This window comes from Mixta mediterraneensis, assembly GCF_030283135.1.
Classification (GTDB): domain Bacteria; phylum Pseudomonadota; class Gammaproteobacteria; order Enterobacterales; family Enterobacteriaceae; genus Pantoea; species Pantoea mediterraneensis.
The window spans coordinates 1-18,747 of record NZ_JASUAZ010000032.1; the positions used below are offsets into that span (position 1 = coordinate 1).

General features: G+C 53.6%; 18 protein-coding genes and 2 pseudogenes. All 20 read right to left on the minus strand.

The window, feature by feature from the left end; all coding sequences use genetic code 11:
• Positions 1 to 95: 95 nt before the first annotated feature.
• Positions 96 to 1,670: pseudogene (tnpC, locus tag QRY16_RS15955) on the minus strand (IS66 family transposase).
• A 19-nt stretch (positions 1,671 to 1,689) separates the two neighbouring features.
• Entirely contained in the window at positions 1,690 to 2,037 is a 348-nt protein-coding gene (gene tnpB, locus QRY16_RS15960) for an IS66 family insertion sequence element accessory protein TnpB (RefSeq protein ID WP_061279193.1), read from the minus strand.
• Positions 2,034 to 2,669, minus strand: coding sequence for an IS66-like element accessory protein TnpA (gene tnpA, locus QRY16_RS15965; protein WP_143370002.1), 636 nt, complete (start codon positions 2,667 to 2,669; stop codon positions 2,034 to 2,036). Before tnpA ends, tnpB begins: the two co-directional genes overlap by 4 nt.
• Positions 2,670 to 2,715: 46 nt before the next feature.
• Positions 2,716 to 3,406, minus strand: a pseudogene (locus QRY16_RS15970) (MFS transporter); the annotation flags it as partial.
• 103 nt (positions 3,407 to 3,509) lie between these two features.
• Positions 3,510 to 4,244: a phosphate signaling complex protein PhoU gene (phoU, locus tag QRY16_RS15975; RefSeq protein ID WP_289777302.1), complete on the minus strand. Its 735-nt coding sequence runs from the start codon at positions 4,242 to 4,244 to the stop codon at positions 3,510 to 3,512.
• Between the two features lie 16 nt (positions 4,245 to 4,260).
• Entirely contained in the window at positions 4,261 to 5,034 is a 774-nt protein-coding gene (gene pstB, locus QRY16_RS15980; protein ID WP_289777303.1) for a phosphate ABC transporter ATP-binding protein PstB, read from the minus strand.
• 44 nt (positions 5,035 to 5,078) lie between these two features.
• The gene (pstA, locus tag QRY16_RS15985) at positions 5,079 to 5,969 is read right to left on the minus strand and encodes a phosphate ABC transporter permease PstA (protein ID WP_289777304.1); all 891 of its coding nucleotides are present in this window, start codon (positions 5,967 to 5,969) and stop codon (positions 5,079 to 5,081) included.
• Positions 5,966 to 6,928: a phosphate ABC transporter permease PstC gene (gene pstC / locus QRY16_RS15990; protein WP_289777305.1), complete on the minus strand. Its 963-nt coding sequence runs from the start codon at positions 6,926 to 6,928 to the stop codon at positions 5,966 to 5,968. Before pstC ends, pstA begins: the two co-directional genes overlap by 4 nt.
• 88 nt (positions 6,929 to 7,016) lie before the next feature.
• A complete protein-coding gene (gene pstS, locus QRY16_RS15995; protein WP_289777306.1) occupies positions 7,017 to 8,060 on the minus strand; it encodes a phosphate ABC transporter substrate-binding protein PstS in 1,044 nt (347 codons plus the stop codon).
• Between the two features lie 165 nt (positions 8,061 to 8,225).
• Positions 8,226 to 10,055 (minus strand): glutamine--fructose-6-phosphate transaminase (isomerizing), encoded by a 1,830-nt coding sequence (glmS, locus tag QRY16_RS16000; RefSeq protein ID WP_289777321.1) that lies wholly within the window; start codon positions 10,053 to 10,055, stop codon positions 8,226 to 8,228.
• 143 nt (positions 10,056 to 10,198) lie between these two features.
• Complete coding sequence (gene glmU, locus QRY16_RS16005) at positions 10,199 to 11,569, minus strand: bifunctional UDP-N-acetylglucosamine diphosphorylase/glucosamine-1-phosphate N-acetyltransferase GlmU (protein WP_289777307.1); 1,371 nt, start codon at positions 11,567 to 11,569, stop codon at positions 10,199 to 10,201.
• Positions 11,570 to 11,729: 160 nt separating this feature from the next.
• Positions 11,730 to 12,149, minus strand: a complete 420-nt coding sequence (locus QRY16_RS16010) for a F0F1 ATP synthase subunit epsilon (protein ID WP_193406346.1) — start codon at positions 12,147 to 12,149, stop codon at positions 11,730 to 11,732.
• Positions 12,150 to 12,173: 24 nt separating this feature from the next.
• The gene (atpD, locus tag QRY16_RS16015) at positions 12,174 to 13,571 is read right to left on the minus strand and encodes a F0F1 ATP synthase subunit beta (RefSeq protein ID WP_289777308.1); all 1,398 of its coding nucleotides are present in this window, start codon (positions 13,569 to 13,571) and stop codon (positions 12,174 to 12,176) included.
• A gap of 30 nt (positions 13,572 to 13,601) precedes the next feature.
• Entirely contained in the window at positions 13,602 to 14,468 is an 867-nt protein-coding gene (atpG, locus tag QRY16_RS16020) for a F0F1 ATP synthase subunit gamma (protein ID WP_193406344.1), read from the minus strand.
• A gap of 52 nt (positions 14,469 to 14,520) precedes the next feature.
• Entirely contained in the window at positions 14,521 to 16,062 is a 1,542-nt protein-coding gene (atpA, locus tag QRY16_RS16025) for a F0F1 ATP synthase subunit alpha (protein ID WP_289777309.1), read from the minus strand.
• Positions 16,063 to 16,076: 14 nt separating this feature from the next.
• Positions 16,077 to 16,610: a F0F1 ATP synthase subunit delta gene (atpH, locus tag QRY16_RS16030; RefSeq protein WP_289777310.1), complete on the minus strand. Its 534-nt coding sequence runs from the start codon at positions 16,608 to 16,610 to the stop codon at positions 16,077 to 16,079.
• A 14-nt stretch (positions 16,611 to 16,624) separates the two neighbouring features.
• Entirely contained in the window at positions 16,625 to 17,095 is a 471-nt protein-coding gene (gene atpF / locus QRY16_RS16035; protein WP_193406341.1) for a F0F1 ATP synthase subunit B, read from the minus strand.
• Positions 17,096 to 17,199: 104 nt separating this feature from the next.
• Entirely contained in the window at positions 17,200 to 17,439 is a 240-nt protein-coding gene (gene atpE / locus QRY16_RS16040; RefSeq protein WP_003849523.1) for a F0F1 ATP synthase subunit C, read from the minus strand.
• A 50-nt stretch (positions 17,440 to 17,489) separates the two neighbouring features.
• On the minus strand, positions 17,490 to 18,308 hold the full coding sequence (gene atpB, locus QRY16_RS16045) for a F0F1 ATP synthase subunit A (protein WP_289777311.1): 819 nt from the start codon (positions 18,306 to 18,308) through the stop codon (positions 17,490 to 17,492).
• Positions 18,309 to 18,316: 8 nt separating this feature from the next.
• Complete coding sequence (gene atpI, locus QRY16_RS16050; RefSeq protein ID WP_193406339.1) at positions 18,317 to 18,697, minus strand: F0F1 ATP synthase subunit I; 381 nt, start codon at positions 18,695 to 18,697, stop codon at positions 18,317 to 18,319.
• Between the last annotated feature and the right edge of the window lie 50 nt (positions 18,698 to 18,747).

Below are 18,747 nucleotides of genomic sequence, written 5' to 3' on the forward strand. Positions count from 1 at the left end.
GCTGGCAACGTCGCGGTATGGCTTCCACATGTCCTGACAGACGATCTGCACGTTCTCGCGGCCTTCCAGTAAGCGTCACATACTGACCGTATTGACTATCTGGTCTGGGTGAGATCAACTTTCCATGGCAGAAGATCGCGCAGCTGGTTCACCGGCCAGTCCTGGATATGGCCGATGACGTAGCGCAGCCACACCTCCGGATCAACACCATTCAACCTGCAGGTGCCGATAAGCGAGTACAGCACTGCAGCTCGCTCCCCACCCGTATCTGAACCGGCGAACAGCCAGTTTTTCCGACCAAGGGCTACGCCACGCAGCGCGTTCTCCGCGATGTTGTTGTCGATCTCCGCCCAGCCGTTGCTACAGTACAGGTTTAACGCGTCCCACTGCTTCAGCAGGTATACGAACGCCTTCGCCGTATCAGAGTGGCGCGACAGCACCTTCGTCTGTCCCTGTATCCAGTCATACAGCGACTGCATCAGCGGAACGGTATGCTCTTTTCGTACTGCCAGCCGCTCGCCCGCCGGGCTGCCGCGTATCTCCGCCTCGATGGCATACAGTTTTCCTATACGCTTCAGGGCTTCGGTTGTGATGTCGGTCGGCGTGCGGGCATGCACGTCGTGGATTTTTCGCCGGGCATGCGCCATGCAGGCCGCTTCAGTGATGCGGCCGTCTTCGTACAGCGCGTTGTAGCCACCGTACGCGTCCGCCTGCAGGATACCGCTGTACCCGGCAAGATGTTGCTGCGGATGTACACCTTTCCGGTCCGGCGAGTACGCGAACCACACCGCCGGTGGAAGATGTGAACCTGCGTTGCGATCATCCCGCACGTACACCCACAGCCGGGCCGTGCGGGTTTTACCGCTGCCCGGCTCCTGCACTGGCACAGGGATATCGTCGGTATGCACCTTACCTGGCATCAGCACGTACTGGCGCAGCAGGTCGTACAGCGGCTCCAGCAGTTCGCTGACCGCGCCGGACCAGCGCCCCAGCGTGGCACGACTCAGCTCAACACCCTGACGACGGTATATCTCTGACTGACGATAGTGAGGCACATGTTCGGCGAACTTCGCCGTGACGATGCGTGCCAGCAGACCGGGACCCGCATAGCTGCGCTCAATGGGTTTTGAGGACATGGCTGTCTGAACGATGTGGTCGCAGCTACAGCAGGCCAGCTTCGGCCGCTGCGTTTCGATAACCTTAAAGGCGCTGCTGATAAGCTCCAGCTGCTCCTATACGTCGCAGCCCAGAGCACTGAGCTCGCCACCGCATTCCGGGCAGGCGGTTTCTGCCGGCGACAGCGTGCGGGTTTCTCGGGGAAGCGAGGCTGGCAGCGGTTTGCGGGAGGAAGACTGGCGCAGCGGCTGCGGCAGTACCGGGTCATGCTGCTCTCCCAGCACCTCCGCCATCTCCTCCTGCAGGGCGCTGATGCGCTCCTCTGCCTCGCGCACCTGGCGCTGCGTTTTCTCACACAGCTTTTCGGAGCTTTTGCCGAACTGCATGCGCTGCAGCTTAGCGACCAGCGCCTTCAGCCGGTTTATTTCGCTGGCGTACGCCGCCACCCGCTGTGAGAGCAGGCGGTTATACTCCGCCATTTTGCGGATGGTCGTTTGCTGCTCCTGCAGCAGTGCCCTGAGCCGGGCGTTTTCATCGGGGTATGAGGCGTCCATAGCCCCACTTTACAGCAGGCTATATGCGTATTCCAGGGCGTTCCGTCCGTTGCGGGCGCTTCCAGTTAATGCCTTCCAGCAACATAGACAGCTGCGCAGGCGTCAGGTGGATTTTTCCATCGCGAGTCACCGGCCAGACGAAGCGGCCACGCTCCAGCCTTTTGGTAAACAGGCACAGGCCGTCCCGGTCCGCCCACAACACCTTTATCATGTCGCCCCGCCGTCCGCGGAAGATAAACAGATGGCCGCTGAACGGGTCAGTGCGCAGTGTGTTCTGTACTTTCGCTGCCAGCCCGTTGAAGCTACAGCGCATATCTGTCACGCCAGCAACCAGCCAGATGCGCGAACCTGCCGGAAAGCTAATCATGACTCACCATCCCTGAGCTCGATGATCATTGCGCGCAGAAGTTCAGGAGTCAGCGGGCCGGTCAGGTTGAGGCTTCCACCCGGCAACGTCAGCCTGCAGCTGATGACCGGTGGCATATCTGTAGCTACGACACCGTTTTGCCTGGGTGGAGGGACAACAGGCTCCATCGTAATCGGGATAAGCGCCGCTCTGTTGGCAGGATCCAGTAGCCCCTGACGATGCAGATTGCGCCAGTTAAACAGCAGGTTATCGTTAATACCATGCTCACGCGCAATTTGAGCCACACAGGCGTCTGGCTGCAGGGTCAGCTCCGCCATGCGAATTTTAAATTCTATAGGCCAGTCCGGGCGGCGTTTTTTTACAGGTAGATTTGTCTCAAGATTGAAGGCATAGAGCTCTTCCTCCAGACGTTCAGGGGTGTATTCCTCCGGCAATGGCCAGTTAATACCGGTGCGTCGGAAGCGAGTAAACATCTTATGTATTGCTGATGAGCTAATGTTCAGTTGCTCAGCAATTTCACGGTAAGTCAGAGCCTCATTAAACCGAAGGCTCAGCGCAGCGAATATCCAGGGTCTTCTGTTATAAGGCGTATTTTTGTCCACGGTAGTGTCCATGTTCGCGAAAGTGTCCATGGTAGGAAACGCGGGCAAAAATAAAAGACGGTTCGGATGTGACGCTTACGAATAAAGATGCCGAGGCTGGCTTTTGCCGTGGTGCGATCGCGCACCAGCAGCCTGAGTCGTGCTGGAAACGACAGTGACGGCACATGTTTAACCCGCTGGGTATAACCTTCCGGCTCCCCCATACTGCGGCGAATAGCAAATGAGACAATCGCCGGTAGCAGACCAACCAGGAACATACCGCGCCAGCCAATCAGGCTCAGTAATGGCGGTGTGATAAAGGCTGCCAGCAATACGCCAAACTGCCAGCCAATGCCCACCCATGCCGAGGCGCGATTGCGCTTCTCTTCAGGCCAGGCTTCGGCAATCAGCGCCATGCCGATGCCAAATTCTCCGCCCAATCCCACCCCTGCCAGGGTGCGATAAATCAGTAAATCCCAGTAACCTTGCGCCACAGCACACAACCCGGTGAACACAGAGAACACCAGAATGGTAATGGTTAACACGCGAACGCGGCCAAACCGATCGCTGAGATGACCAAATACAATGCCGCCGATAACCGCGCCAATTAACGTCCAGGTCACTAGCGACCCGGCTTGCGAAGGATTGAGCGCCAGCGACACGCTGATGGCGGGCAACATAAAACCCAGGATCAGCAAATCGAATCCGTCCATGGCGTAACCGCTAACGGCAGCCAGCATCGCTTTCGCAGGCGTGACGCTCTGCTTAGGGTGGGGGGAAGGAGACATTAATCAGCACCTGACAGTGAAAAGTGCTGCAAGTATAAAGAGGCGGGACAGTGAGCTGCAACGGGAACCCCATGCGCCGGAACAGCGCATGGGGCAAATCTTATCAGAACGGCTTGTTGCTGCCGTCATCGCCAGACAACAGTTCATCCAGCCGATCGCCGCCCACGTGACGGAAAACCTGACCTTTAACGAAGTAAAAAATGATTTCACAGATATTCTGGCAGCGATCGCCGATACGCTCAATGGCGCGGGCGCAGAACAGCGCGGTCAAAACGCTTGGGATAGTTCGCGGGTCTTCCATCATGTAAGTCATTAACTGACGTACAATTCCCTCGTACTCTTTATCCACCTTTTTATCCTCGCGGTAGATATGGATCGCTTCGTTGAGGTCCATACGCGCGAAGGCGTCAAGCACGTCATGTAGCATTTGTACGGTATGACGGCCTAACGATTCCAGGCTTACCAGCAGCGGCATATGCTGTTGACCAAAATTCTCCAGTGCGGTGCGGCTGATTTTTTCTGCCACGTCGCCAATCCGTTCCAGCTCAGAAATGGTTTTGATGATCGCCATCACCAGACGCAGATCAATGGCGGTTGGCTGACGTTTGGCGATGATGCGTACGCAGGCTTCATCAATCTCCACTTCCATCATATTGATCTTCTGGTCGCCGTCGATCACGCGCTGCGCCAGTTCGCCGTCCAGATTGTGCATCGCGGTGATGGCATCAGTTAGCTGCTGCTCAACCATGCCGCCCATAATCATGACCTGGGTACGAATATGCTCAAGCTCCGCATTGAACTGACCGGAGATATGTTTATTCAGATTCAAATTGTCCATGGCAATCTCCTGGCAATCAGCCGTAGCGGCCAGTAATGTAATCTTCAGTTTGTTTCTGTGCTGGTGTGGTAAACAGCGTGTCGGTATCGCTGAACTCAATCAGTTCGCCCAGATACATAAATGCAGTATGGTCAGAGCAACGAGCCGCCTGCTGCATGTTGTGCGTTACGATCACCACAGTGTAATCCTGTTTCAGCTCGGTGATCAGCTCCTCAATACGTCCGGTGGAGATCGGATCGAGCGCCGAACAGGGTTCATCCAGCAATAACACCTCCGGGCGAATAGCGATGCCGCGTGCGATACACAGGCGCTGTTGCTGACCGCCGGAAAGACTGTAGCCGCTCTGATGTAGCTTGTCTTTGGTTTCATTCCACAATGCCGCTTTGGTCAGCGCCCACTGCACGCGCTCATCCATATCCGCTCGCGATAACTTCTCGAACAGGCGCACGCCAAAGGCGATATTGTCATAGATAGACATCGGGAACGGCGTGGGCTTCTGGAACACCATGCCGACGCGGGCGCGCAGCAGTGCGATGTCCTGATGCGAAGCCAAAATATTATCGCCGTCCAGCAGGATGTCGCCTTCAGCACGCTGCTCCGGATAGAGCGAATACATTTTATTGAAAGTGCGCAACAGCGTGGATTTGCCGCAGCCCGATGGCCCGATAAACGCCGTTACCTGATTCCTGGCAATATCCAGATTGATGTTTTTCAGCGCGTGGAACTTACCGTAATAGAAGTTCAGATTACGGACCTGAATTTTACCGGAAGATGAAGTCGCGATACTCATTGCTCGTCTCTCTTAAACGATGCCGCGCAAGGCAGCACCGGAAGTTAACCGTGTTTACCCCTGGCGAAAACCATACGTGCTACGATATTCAGCAGCAGTACGCACAAGGTAATAATCAGAACGCCAGCCCAGGCCAGGTTCTGCCATTCGGCAAATGGGCTCATAGCGAACTTAAAGATAGTGACCGGCAGGTTAGCCAGCGGCTGCATCATGTCGGTGCTCCAGAACTGGTTCGACAGTGCCGTAAACAGCAGCGGTGCGGTTTCACCGGCAATACGGGCGATTGCCAGTAGCACACCCGTGATAATCCCCGATGCCGACACCTTCAGCGTGATGGCCGAGATCATCTTCCATTTTGGCGTGCCAAGTGCGTAAGCCGCTTCACGCATGTTGTCTGGCACCAGACGCAGCATATTTTCGGTGGTGCGGATCACAATCGGAATCTGTAACAACGCCAGCGCAATCACCCCGGCCCAGCCAGAGAAGTGCTGCATCTGCGCCACTACGATGGTGTAAACAAACAGCCCTACCACAATGGACGGCGCTGACAGCAGAATGTCATTAATAAAGCGGATCACTTCTGCCAGCCATTGTTTGCGTCCGTATTCCGCCAGGTATACGCCCGCCATAATGCCCAGCGGCGTACCGAAAAAAACTGACCAAAAAATCAGCAATCCGCTGCCCGCTAACGCATTGGCTAAACCGCCGCCTGCGGTATTAGGTGGCGGCGTAGATTCGGTAAACAGCTCCCATGACACGCCCGTAAGGCCGCGTGAAACGGTGGTGTAGAGGATCCAAATCAGCCAGAACAGCCCAAAAGCCATCGTCAGTAGCGACAGCGTCAGCGCTATCTTATTTTTGGTACTGCGCCAGGCCTGCATTTTGCGGCGTGACTGTTCAAGCTCAGCACGCGCCTGCAATTCAATCGTTGTCATGAGCGCGCTCCTTCACTTTTTGCCAGACGCATAATCATCAGCTTCGAAAATGCCAGCACAATAAAGGTGATAACAAACAGGATCAGCCCCAGCTCCATCAGAGCAGCGACGTGTACGCCCGATTCCGCTTCAGCGAATTCGTTTGCTAACGCTGAGGTGATACTGTTGCCTGGCATGAACAGCGATGCGCTGTCGAGTTGGTAGGTGTTGCCGATGATAAATGTCACCGCCATGGTTTCACCCAGCGCGCGGCCCAGCCCTAACATAACACCGCCAATCACGCCGTTTTTGGTGAACGGCAACACGATACGCCAGATCACTTCCCAGGTTGTACAGCCGATGCCGTAAGCAGACTCTTTCATCATCACCGGCGTTTGCTCGAATACGTCGCGCATTACCGAGGCGATGTAAGGAATAATCATGATGGCAAGGATTACCCCTGCGGCGAGGATACCAATACCGAAAGCCGGGCCGGAGAACAGCTCGCCAATAAATGGAATAGCGGACAGCACCTCACCGACGGGCGTCTGGAAGTATTCTGCGAACAGCGGGGCGAAAACAAATAATCCCCACATGCCGTAAACAATACTCGGAATGGCCGCCAGCAGCTCAATGGCAGTACCGAGCGGACGGCGCAGCCAGTTCGGCGACAGTTCCGTCAGGAATAACGCAATCCCAAAACTCACCGGAACCGCAATAATCAGCGCAATAACAGACGTTACGATGGTGCCGTAAATCGGTACCAGCGCACCAAATTGTTCGTTTGGCGCATCCCAGGTTTTGGTCCATAAAAAAGAGAAACCAAATTTCTGCATGCCTGGCCAGGAGGAGAAAATCAGGGAGACGATGATGCCGCCCATCAGCAGCAGCACAATGAGCGCGGACAGTTTGACCAGCGCGCCAAAAATTCTGTCGCCTTGTTTGCCTGGGGCTTTGAATGCCGGCTTCGTTGCAGCCATAGAAGTCTCAGTCTTCAGAGGTTATCAGGGCGGCTTAACTCCGCCCAGGATGTCTGAACAAATCGGGTGTCGGGTCAGGGTCGTTCACTTACTGGTAAAGCGCTTTGCCAGAATCAGCTTTGATGTTGGCTTTCCAGGCAGAACGGATCTGCTCGGTTACGCTGTCAGGCAACGTTGCGTAATCCAGGCTGGTGGCTGTTTTTCCGCCGTTTTTGTACGCCCAGTCGAAGAACTTCAGCACTTCGCTACCTTTACTGGCATTCGCCTGATCTTTGTAAACCAGAATGAAGGTGGTGGAAGAGATCGGCCATGCATTTTCGCCTTTCTGGAAGGTCAGGTCCTGCGCAAAAGATTTGCTCCAGTCTGCACCCTTAGCTGCGTTGCTGAAGCTGGTTTCGCCTGGCTCAACGGCTTTGCCATCGGCATCCATCAGCCTGGTGTAAGTCAGGTTATTCTGTTTGGCATAAGCATACTCAACGTAACCGATTGAACCTGGCAGACGCTGCACGAATGCTGCTACACCGTCGTTACCTTTACCGCCCAGACCGGTCGGCCAGTTAACGGTATTGCCTTTACCAATTTTGCTGTTCCACTCTTCATTCACTTTCGCCAGGTAGCTGGTGAAAACAAATGACGTGCCGGAACCGTCAGCACGGCGAACCACGTTAATGTTAGTTGCAGGCAGTTTTACGTCAGGGTTCAGCTTAACGATCGCAGGATCGTTCCACTTTTTGATGTTGCCCAGATAGATGTCGCCTACGGTTTTGCCATCCAGCGTCAGTTCGCCAGATTTAATACCCGGCAGGTTAACCGCCAGCACAACACCGCCGATCACGGTTGGAAACTGGAACAGGCCATTTTTTTGCAGGTCTTCATCTTTCAGGGGTGCATCTGACGCGCCAAAATCGACGGTTTTAGCGATGATCTGTTTTACGCCGCCAGAAGAACCAATGCCCTGGTAGTTGATTTTGCTACCTGTGGCTTGCTGATATTCTGCTGCCCACTTGGCATAAACCGGCGCCGGGAATGTCCCGCCTGCGCCAGTCAGATCGGTGGCTGCATAAGCAGATACCGCGCTTACGACGAAGGTGGCGGCAAGAATTCGGGCTACGGTGCTACGCATCAGTGTCATGTTCCCTCCAGGGGAGTTTATCTCAGGCTCAAAGCCGTTTTAGAAAGAGTCAGTGATTGCTGCAGGAGGGAAAATAGGACAGTTTGATGACAGCTAAATGTAGAAAATATGACAGTTGTATGACAGCGCGTAAAACTGAAGCGGGCCCTTACCGGGCCCGTTTTTTTATTCCACCGTAACCGATTTTGCCAGGTTACGCGGTTGGTCAACGTCAGTGCCTTTAATCAGCGCGACATGATAAGAGAGTAACTGCAACGGAACGGTGTAGAAGATGGGTGCAATGACCTCTTCTACATGCGGAAGTGGGATAATTTTCATCCCTTCGCTGTCACTGAAACCGGCATCCTGATCGGCAAATACATACAGCAAACCGCCGCGGGCGCGCACTTCTTCAATATTCGACTTCAGCTTTTCCAGCAGTTCATTGTTCGGCGCCACGACGATAACCGGCATATCAGCATCAATTAGCGCCAGCGGGCCGTGCTTCAGTTCGCCCGCCGCGTAAGCTTCCGCATGAATGTAGGAGATCTCTTTGAGTTTCAGCGCCCCTTCCATGGCAATGGGATATTGATCACCACGACCGAGGAACAGCGCGTGATGCTTATCAGAGAAACCTTCCGCGAGATTTTCAATCAGCGTATCCTGCGCCAGCATCTGTTCGATGCGACCTGGCAGCGCCTGTAAACCGTGCACAATGTTATGCTCAATTTCAGTCGCCATACCATTCAGACGTCCCAGTTTCGCCACCAGCATCAGCAATACCGTGAGCTGCGTAGTAAAGGCTTTGGTGGACGCCACACCGATTTCTGTGCCCGCTTTGGTCATCAGCGCTAAATCGGATTCACGCACCAGCGAAGAACCCGCCACATTGCATATCGCCAGCGAGCCGAGGTAACCCAGCTCTTTAGACAGGCGCAACGCCGCCAGCGTATCAGCGGTTTCACCGGATTGTGACAAGGTAATGAGCAGGCTGTTTTTACGCACCGCCGATTTGCGGTAGCGGAATTCAGAGGCAATTTCTACATCACACGGAATAGCAGCCAGCGATTCAAACCAGTAACGCGCTACCATACCGGAATTGTATGAAGTCCCACAGGCAATGATCTGAATGTGCTCAACCTGGCTCAACAGCGTTTCGGCCTGCGCCCCCAGCTCGCTGAGATCGACTTCGCTGTGGCTAAAACGACCGGTTAAGGTGTTTTTGATCGCTATCGGCTGCTCGTAGATCTCTTTCTGCATATAGTGGCGATAAATACCTTTGTCACCAGCATCGTATTGCACGTTTGATTCAATCTCTGGGCGGGACACTGGCTGGCCTGCACGATCCACGATAGTGACTTCGCGACGGGTGATTTCAGCAATATCGCCCTCTTCCAGATAGATAAAACGACGCGTCACTGGCAGCAGCGCCAGCTGATCGGAGGCAATAAAGTTTTCACCCACGCCGCGCCCTATCACCAGTGGGCTACCCGAGCGCGCGGCCACCAGCAGCGAGGGATCGCGGCTGTCCATAATCACCATGCCATACGCACCGCGCAGCTGGGGGATCACACGCAGAATCACTTCACGCAGCGATCCGCCCTGCTTCTGTTCCCAATGTACCAGATGCGCCACCACTTCGGTGTCTGTTTCTGAGGCAAACTGGTAGCCACGCTCAATCAACGCTTCGCGCAGCGGTTCATGATTTTCAATAATACCGTTGTGCACGATGATGATGTGCTCAGAAATATGCGGATGCGCATTGGCTTCTGAGGGTTCGCCGTGGGTCGCCCAGCGCGTGTGTGCGATCCCGCAACCACCAATCAGCGGTTGCTGTTCTGCGGCTTCCGCCAGTTTTTGTACTTTTCCTAAACGACGCAGGCGCGTGACGTGCCCTTGACGATCGACCACGGCCAGACCTGCCGAGTCATAGCCGCGGTATTCCAGACGGCGCAGACCTTCCAGCAGAATTTCTGCAATATCGCGTTGTGCTACTGCACCAACAATTCCACACATAATATTTTCCTGACGGTATGGCGCTTCGCCACTTTCGTTGTCATACAACCTGATTTCCGGCTTTGCCGGTTCCCCGAGCCTTGTAGAGAGTGGGGATTATAGTTTTGGTACTGCAACGGCTCGCACAGGGCGAGCCGTAAAAATTACTTTTTCTTTTGCGGACGTTGCCAGCCGGCTTTTTGATTCTGTTCTTTACGGTTATACACCAGCTCAGCGCCAGTAACGTCTTTCATTATTGTGGTGCCTGCGGCGATGGTGGCGCCAGACGCTACCGTTACCGGTGCCACCAGTTGCGTGTCGGAACCGACAAACACATCGTCACCGATAACCGTTTTGAATTTGTTCACGCCGTCATAATTACAGGTAATGGTGCCCGCGCCAATGTTCACGCTGGCGCCTATTTCAGCGTCGCCCAAATAGGAAAGATGTCCGGCTTTAGAGCCTTTCCCCAGCCGGGCTTTTTTCATTTCGACAAAGTTACCGACATGCGCAGCTTGCGCCAGCTCGCTACCGGGGCGCAGGCGGGCAAACGGGCCAACCGTACATTCCTGGGCGAGGTTTGCATCCTCGATCACCGAATAAGGACTGATGACACAATCATCACCGATCACGCTGTTTTTGATAATGCAGCCGGCGCCAATTTTGACACGATTGCCCAGCGTCACCTGGCCTTCAAAAATCACATTCGTGTCAATTTCAATATCGCGACCGTGCTTCAGCGTACCGCGCAAATCAAAACGCGCCGGGTCGCGCAGCATGACGCCCGCTAACAGCAGTTTTTCAGCTTGTTCGGCCTGAAAAGTGCGCTCTAACTTCGCGAGTTGCAGACGATTATTTACACCATCAGTCTCACTGATGCGCGCCGGGTGGACTGCATTGATTGTCCGTCCTTCCTGATGCGCCAGCGCAATCACGTCGGTGATGTAATATTCACCCTGGGCATTATTGTTGGTGAGCTGCGCCAGCCAGCGTTTTAGATCGCCGCCGTTGGCAATCAGGATGCCGGTGTTAATTTCCGTAATCACAAGCTGTTCGGGGTTGGCGTCTTTTTGTTCAATGATACCGGTGATTGTGCCATTTTCTCGCACAATGCGGCCATATCCCGTGGGATTGTCTAATACGACGGTAAGTAATCCGATGCCGCCTTCTGGTTTTGCCTCACGCAAACGCTGCAAAGTGGCTTCTGAAATTAATGGCACATCGCCGTAAAGCATCAGAATGTCTTCATCGTCGGCAAAAAAAGGTGCCGCCTGCTGCATCGCATGTCCTGTACCAAGCTGTTCTGCCTGTAAGACCCAGTTTAATGCGCTATCGGTTAACGTCGCTTTGAGTTGATCACCACCATGACCATAAACCAGGTGGACCTGCTGCGCCCCAAGGCCCCTGGCGGCGTCAATTACATGCTGAACCATGGGTTTACCTGCCAGCGTATGCAGAACTTTCGGCAGATCGGAATACATACGTGTACCCTTGCCGGCTGCAAGGATCACGACACTCATTGCGCAATTAGACATAACTATCCTGACTGAATTTTTACGGGTGAAAGTTAAACGGTTTAGTTCTGAGATTACTACATTTTTCTCAGGTCGAAATTAGGCGCACGCTTACTCAGGGCGTTCAGACAAAAAAAATGCCAACCCAAAGGGCTGGCATTTCATGACGCATAAAGCCGGATTACATCGCTTTTTTGGTCAGCTCGATCACGCGCAGTTTTGCAATGGCTTTCGCCAGCTCGGCAGAGGCTTGAGCATAATCCACGTCACCGTGGCTGCTGTTCATGTGCTCTTCTGCTTTACGTTTTGCTTCCAGCGCACGCGCTTCGTCAAGTTCGCTACCGCGAATGGCGGTATCGGCCAGAACGGTGCTGCTGCCCGGCTGCACTTCCAGCACGCCGCCAGAGAGATAAATAAACTCCTCTTCGCCGTGCTGTTTCACGATACGGATCATTCCAGGCTTAATGGCAGTCAGAAGCGGGGCGTGTCCTGGAAAAATACCCAGTTCACCTTCGCTACCTGACACCTGAATTTTCTGTACCAGACCAGAGAACAGTTGCTTCTCCGCGCTGACCACATCCAGGTGATAAGTCATAGCCATATCTTTCCTCCCGGGAAACTGTTATTACAGTTTCTTCGCTTTTTCCACGGCTTCTTCGATGGCACCAACCATGTAGAAGGCTTGCTCTGGCAGGTGGTCGAACTCACCTTCCATGATGCCTTTAAAGCCACGGATGGTGTCTTTCAGCGTCACGTATTTGCCTGGAGAACCGGTAAACACTTCGGCTACGAAGAACGGCTGAGACAGGAAGCGCTGAATCTTACGCGCACGTGCCACCAGCAATTTATCTTCTTCAGACAGCTCGTCCATACCGAGGATGGCGATGATGTCTTTCAGTTCCTGGTAACGCTGCAGCAAAGACTGCACGCCACGAGCAACGTCATAGTGCTCTTGACCCACAACCAGTGGATCCAGCTGACGGCTGGTGGAGTCCAGCGGGTCAACAGCCGGGTAGATACCCAGAGACGCGATCTGACGGCTCAGCGTGACGGTTGAGTCCAGGTGGGCGAAGGTGGTTGCCGGAGAAGGGTCAGTCAGGTCATCCGCAGGCACGTAAACGGCCTGTACGGAGGTGATTGAACCCGTCTTGGTGGAGGTAATACGCTCCTGCAACACACCCATCTCTTCTGCCAGCGTTGGCTGATAACCTACCGCTGAAGGCATACGACCCAGCAGAGCAGAAACTTCCGTACCGGCAAGGGTATAACGATAGATGTTGTCGATGAACAGCAGAACATTACGACCTTCATCACGGAATTTTTCCGCCATGGTCAGGCCGGTCAGGGCGACGCGCAGACGGTTACCCGGCGGCTCGTTCATCTGACCATACACCAGCGCAACTTTGTCGATAACGTTGGAGTCAGTCATTTCATGGTAGAAGTCGTTACCCTCACGAGTACGTTCACCTACACCGGCAAAAACCGAATAACCTGAGTGCTCAGCCGCAATGTTACGGATCAGCTCCATCATGTTTACGGTTTTACCTACACCCGCACCACCGAACAGACCGACTTTACCGCCCTTAGCGAACGGACACATCAAATCGATAACTTTGATGCCGGTTTCCAGCAGTTCCTGCGAGTTTGACTGCTCTTCATAAGAAGGCGCGGCGCGGTGAATAGAGGCAATTTCTACAGCGCTGCCGTCTTCTTCTTTCAGCTCACCTTTCATGTCGATAGGCTCGCCCAGCACGTTCATAATACGACCCAGGGTCGCTTTACCGACGGGAACCTGAATTGGCTTCTGCAGGTCAGTCACTTCCAGACCACGCTTCAGGCCGTCAGACGTACCCATTGCGATAGTACGTACAACACCGCCACCCAGCTGCTGCTGAACTTCCAGCACCAGACGAGCATCACCATTCTGAACCTCGAGGGCGCTGTACACTTTCGGTACCGCGTCCTGAGGGAATTCGACGTCAACAACGGCGCCGATAATCTGGACAATCTTTCCAGTTGCCATCTTGAATCCTCTACCTAATTCCAAACCTGGTTAAACCGCGGAGGCCCCCGAGACGATCTCGGTAAGTTCCTGGGTGATGCTGGCCTGACGAGCTTTGTTGTAAACCAACTGCAGCTCTTTGATCAGATTTCCGCCGTTATCGGTTGCGGCTTTCATTGCCACCATACGTGCGGCCTGCTCACTGGCCAGATTTTCCACCACACCCTGATAAACCTGCGATTCGACATAACGACGCAGCAGGGTATCCAGCAGCGCTTTCGGATCGGGTTCGTACAGGTAATCCCAGGTCTTCGCCTTCATCTCTGCTTCACCTTCCGCTGGCGGTAACGGCAGCAGTTGGGTAATAGTCGGAGTCTGAGACATGGTGTTATTAAATTTGTTGCTGACGACATACAGCTTGTCGATGCGGCCTTCATCATAAGCCTGCAACATCACTTTTACCGGGCCAATCAGTTCTGACAGAGAAGGGTTATCTCCCATGCCGTTGACTTGCGCCACGATGTTGCCACCAACAGAGCCGAAGAATGACATCCCTTTAGAACCGATAACCGCCAGATCGCTCTGAACGCCTTTATCAGACCAGGATTTCATATCTGCCAGCAGTTTTTTAAACAAGTTTATGTTCAAACCACCACAAAGCCCGCGGTCAGTAGAAACGACCAGGTAGCCGACGCGCTTGACGTCACGCTCTTGCAGGTAAGGGTGCTTGTATTCCAGATTACCTAACGCAAGGTGACCAATCACTTTGCGCATGGTGTCTGCATACGGACGGCTGGCCGCCATGCGTTCCTGCGTTTTACGCATTTTGGAGGCGGCGACCATTTCCATCGCTTTGGTGATCTTCTGCGTATTTTTTACGCTTCCGATCTTGTTACGTATCTCTTTTGCGCCGGCCATTAGCTTCTCCTCAAAGCCTTGCGGCTTGCCTTTTCAGACAAGCCGCCAGACATTACCAGGACTGGGTTGCTTTGAACGTGTCGAGGAGACCTTTCAGCTTCTCTTCGATCTCGTTATTAAAGTTGCCAGCCTGGTTGATTTCCTGCATCAGCTCGGCATGATCGCGATCAGCAAAGGCCAGCAGTGCAGCTTCAAAGCTGCCGATTTTTGCAATTTCAACGTCGTTCAGGTAACCGCGCTCAGCTGCAAACAGAACCAGACCCTGCTGCGCGACAGACATCGGCGCATACTGTTTCTGCTTCAGAAGCTCGGTCACTTTCTGACCGTGGTTCAGCTGCTTACGGGTTGCATCGTCCAGATCAGAAGCGAACTGCGAGAACGCCGCCAGTTCACGATACTGTGCCAGCGCGGTACGGATACCACCGGACAGTTTCTTGATGATCTTGGTCTGCGCTGCACCACCCACACGGGATACGGAAATACCAGGGTTAACTGCCGGACGAATACCGGAGTTGAACAGGTTGGATTCCAGGAAGATCTGACCGTCGGTGATGGAGATGACGTTGGTCGGAACGAACGCAGAAACGTCACCCGCCTGGGTTTCAATGATTGGCAGCGCGGTCAGAGAACCGGTTTGGCCTTTCACTTCACCTTTGGTGAAACGCTCAACGTAATCAGCGCTTACGCGTGATGCACGCTCCAGCAGACGAGAGTGGAGATAGAACACGTCGCCAGGAAAGGCTTCACGGCCTGGCGGACGACGCAGCAGCAGTGAAATTTGACGGTAAGCAATAGCCTGCTTAGACAGGTCATCGTATACGATCAGCGCATCTTCACCGCGGTCACGGAAATACTCGCCCATTGCACAGCCTGCGTAAGGAGCCAGGTATTGCAGTGCAGCAGATTCAGAAGCAGAAGCCACAACCACAATGGTATTCGCCAGCGCGCCATGCTCTTCCAGCTTGCGCACGACGTTAGAGATGGTTGAGGCTTTCTGACCAATCGCAACGTAGACACATTTAATGCCTGAATCGCGCTGATTGATGATGGCATCGATTGCCATCGCGGTTTTACCGGTCTGACGGTCACCGATGATCAGCTCACGCTGGCCACGGCCGATTGGAATCATCGCATCGACAGATTTATAACCCGTTTGAACCGGCTGATCGACTGACTGACGGTCGATAACACCAGGTGCAATTACTTCAACTGGCGAGAAGCCGTCGTTGTCAATTGCGCCTTTACCGTCAATAGGTGCACCCAGCGTGTTCACCACGCGGCCCAACAGGCCACGACCAACGGGAACTTCCAGGATACGGCCAGTACACTTAACCTTCATGCCTTCGGCAAGGTCAGCATACGGACCCATCACCACCGCACCTACAGAGTCACGCTCGAGGTTCAGGGCGATAGCGTAACGGTTGCCCGGCAGGGCAATCATCTCACCCTGCATCACATCGGCCAGGCCGTGTACGCGGATGATACCGTCACTTACAGAAACAATAGTACCTTCGTTGTGAGCTTCGCTCACGACATTGAACTGAGCAATGCGCTGCTTGATCAGTTCGCTGATTTCGGTGGAATTCAGTTGCATATGCTCCAGTCCCCTTAAGACTGCAAGACGTCTGCCAGACGCTCAAGACGGCTGCGTACGCTGCCATCAATCACCAGATCACCCGATCGGATGATCACGCCTGCCATCACAGACTTATCAATTTTGCAATTCAGCTTAACTTTGCGTGACAGACGTTTTTCCATCGCGGCGCTGATTTTAGTCAGCTGGTCGTCACTCAGCGTACTGGCAGAAATTACGTCAACTTCCGCGATCGCTTCATAGGCGTCACGCAGTTGAATAAATTGCTCCAGTACAGCCGGAAGCGCTGTCAAACGTCCGTTTTCCGCCATCACCTTAATCAGGTTCTGTGCGGGTTCATCCAGTTGATCACCACAGACTGCATTAAACGAAGCAGACAAAGCAACCGGCGCCAAAGCACCGGAAAGGAGATCTGCCATTTGTTCATTGCAAGCCACTTCTGCGGCAAACGCTAACATCTGTTGCCAGCGTTCAATACTTTGATGCTCAACAGCAAAGTCAAAAGCTGCTTTGGCGTAGGGGCGAGCTACAGTAATCAGATCAGACATCAGCCCCTCCCTCCTTACAGTTCAGCGACCAGTTTATCAACGATGTCGCTGTTAGCAGCTTCATCCACGGAGCGTTCGATGATCTTCTCGGCGCCAGCCATTGCCAGCAACGCGACTTGCTTACGTAATTCCTCACGGGCACGTTTACGCTCAGCTTCGATTTCGGCCTGCGCTTGTGCAACGATGCGATTACGTTCGTTTTCAGCTTCGGTTTTGGCTTCGTCCAGAATCTGCGCACGACGCTTGTTCGCTTGCTCGATAATGACCTGGGCTTCTTCTTTCGCTTTTTTCAGCTGGTCGGTCGCATTAGCCTGCGCGAGATCCAAATCTTTCTTCGCGCGTTCAGCAGAAGCAAGGCCTTCAGCAATTTCTTTCTGGCGCTTTTCGATGGCAGCCATAATCGGCGGCCATACGTACTTCATGCAGAACGCGACAAACAGGATGAACGCGATGGCCTGGCCGAGGATTGTTGCATTAATGTTCACAGCACAATGCCTCTAATTAAGTATTTAACTTTTCTGCCGTTATCAGCGATAAGCGGCAGAATCCGTTCACCCGTGCACAAAAGGCAGTGAGTGAACAAAGGGCTTTAGGCGACAGCAAACATCACGTAGAGACCCAGACCAACAGCGATCATCGGGATTGCATCCACCAGACCCATTACAACAAAGAACTGCGTGCGCAGCAGAGGAATCAGGTCAGGCTGACGAGCAGCGCCTTCCAGGAATTTACCTCCGAGGATGCCGATACCGATCGCAGCACCGATTGCCGCCAGACCCATCATCACAGCGGCAGCCATGTACAGCAGATCCATATTCAGGTTTTCCATGACAGTCTCCAGTTTGTTTCAGTTAAACGCTTAAGTTGTTGAGAAAAAAATCAATGTTCTTCAGATGCCATCGACAGATAGACAATCGTGAGGACCATGAAAATGAAAGCCTGTAGCGAAATGATCAGAATGTGGAAAATGGCCCACGGCACATTCAGAACCCACTGCGACCACCACGGCAACAGACCGGCAATAAGGATAAAGATCAGCTCACCCGCATACATGTTGCCGAACAGTCGCAGACCAAGAGAAACCGGTTTAGACAGCAGGCTCACACCTTCCAAAATCAGGTTGATAGGGATGAAGATCGGGTGATTAAAAGGTTGCAGCGTCAGCTCTTTCGTAAAGCCGCCTACCCCTTTCATTTTGATGCTGTAGAACAGAATCAAAATAAATACGCCCAACGCCATAGACAACGTGATGTTCACGTCTGCAGACGGCACGACGCGCAGCGCCGGCAGGCCTAAGAAATGCTCGCCGATATAGGGCAACAGATCGATAGGCAGCAGATCCATGAAGTTCATCAGGAAGACCCAGACAAAAATTGTCAGAGCCAGCGGGGCGATAAGTTTGCTCTTACCGTGATACATGTCATGCACGTTGTCATCAACGAAGCCGACAACCAACTCGATAGCCGCTTGTAATTTCCCTGGCACACCGCTGGTGACGGTCTTCGCCACTTTACGGAACAACACCAGGAAAACCAGCCCCAGCACCAGAGAGAAAAACATGGAATCGATATTTAATACCCAGAACGTCGCGGGAGCGTCGTGGGGATTCACTAACTCGAAAGTACGCAGGTCCAGCTGAAGGTTATTCAGATGGTGACCTATGTATTCTTGCGGAGTAGAGATTTCTCCTGCAGCCATGATGCCTCTTACCCTTTGTTGTTAATTACCGCCGGTGCCAACATCTGTATCACCAGCACCGATAACCAGGTTATGCCGAGAGGCCAGAAGGCCGCTCTGAACACACCTAACGCCACAATGAGCAGAGTAATGGTCGCAAACACTTTGGCTATTTCACCCAAAGCGAAGCTCCATGCAACTCGTCCCGAAGCCGGGGTTTGCCCTTGCAGGCGCCAGGCTAAAAACAAAAACAACACATTTGGCAGCCAGGCTGCCGCTCCGCCAGCGAGAGCTGAAACGCCCCAGATGACATCTTTCAGGGCAAAGAGTGCGCCGATGATGACAAACGTCACCAGCTGAATAATCAGCACGGTTCGGGCGTATTTCACACTGTAAAGAGACACTGACATGACGCTAATACTCTCCTGCCCCGTTAGGGGTATGTCGCGTGTCGTATAAG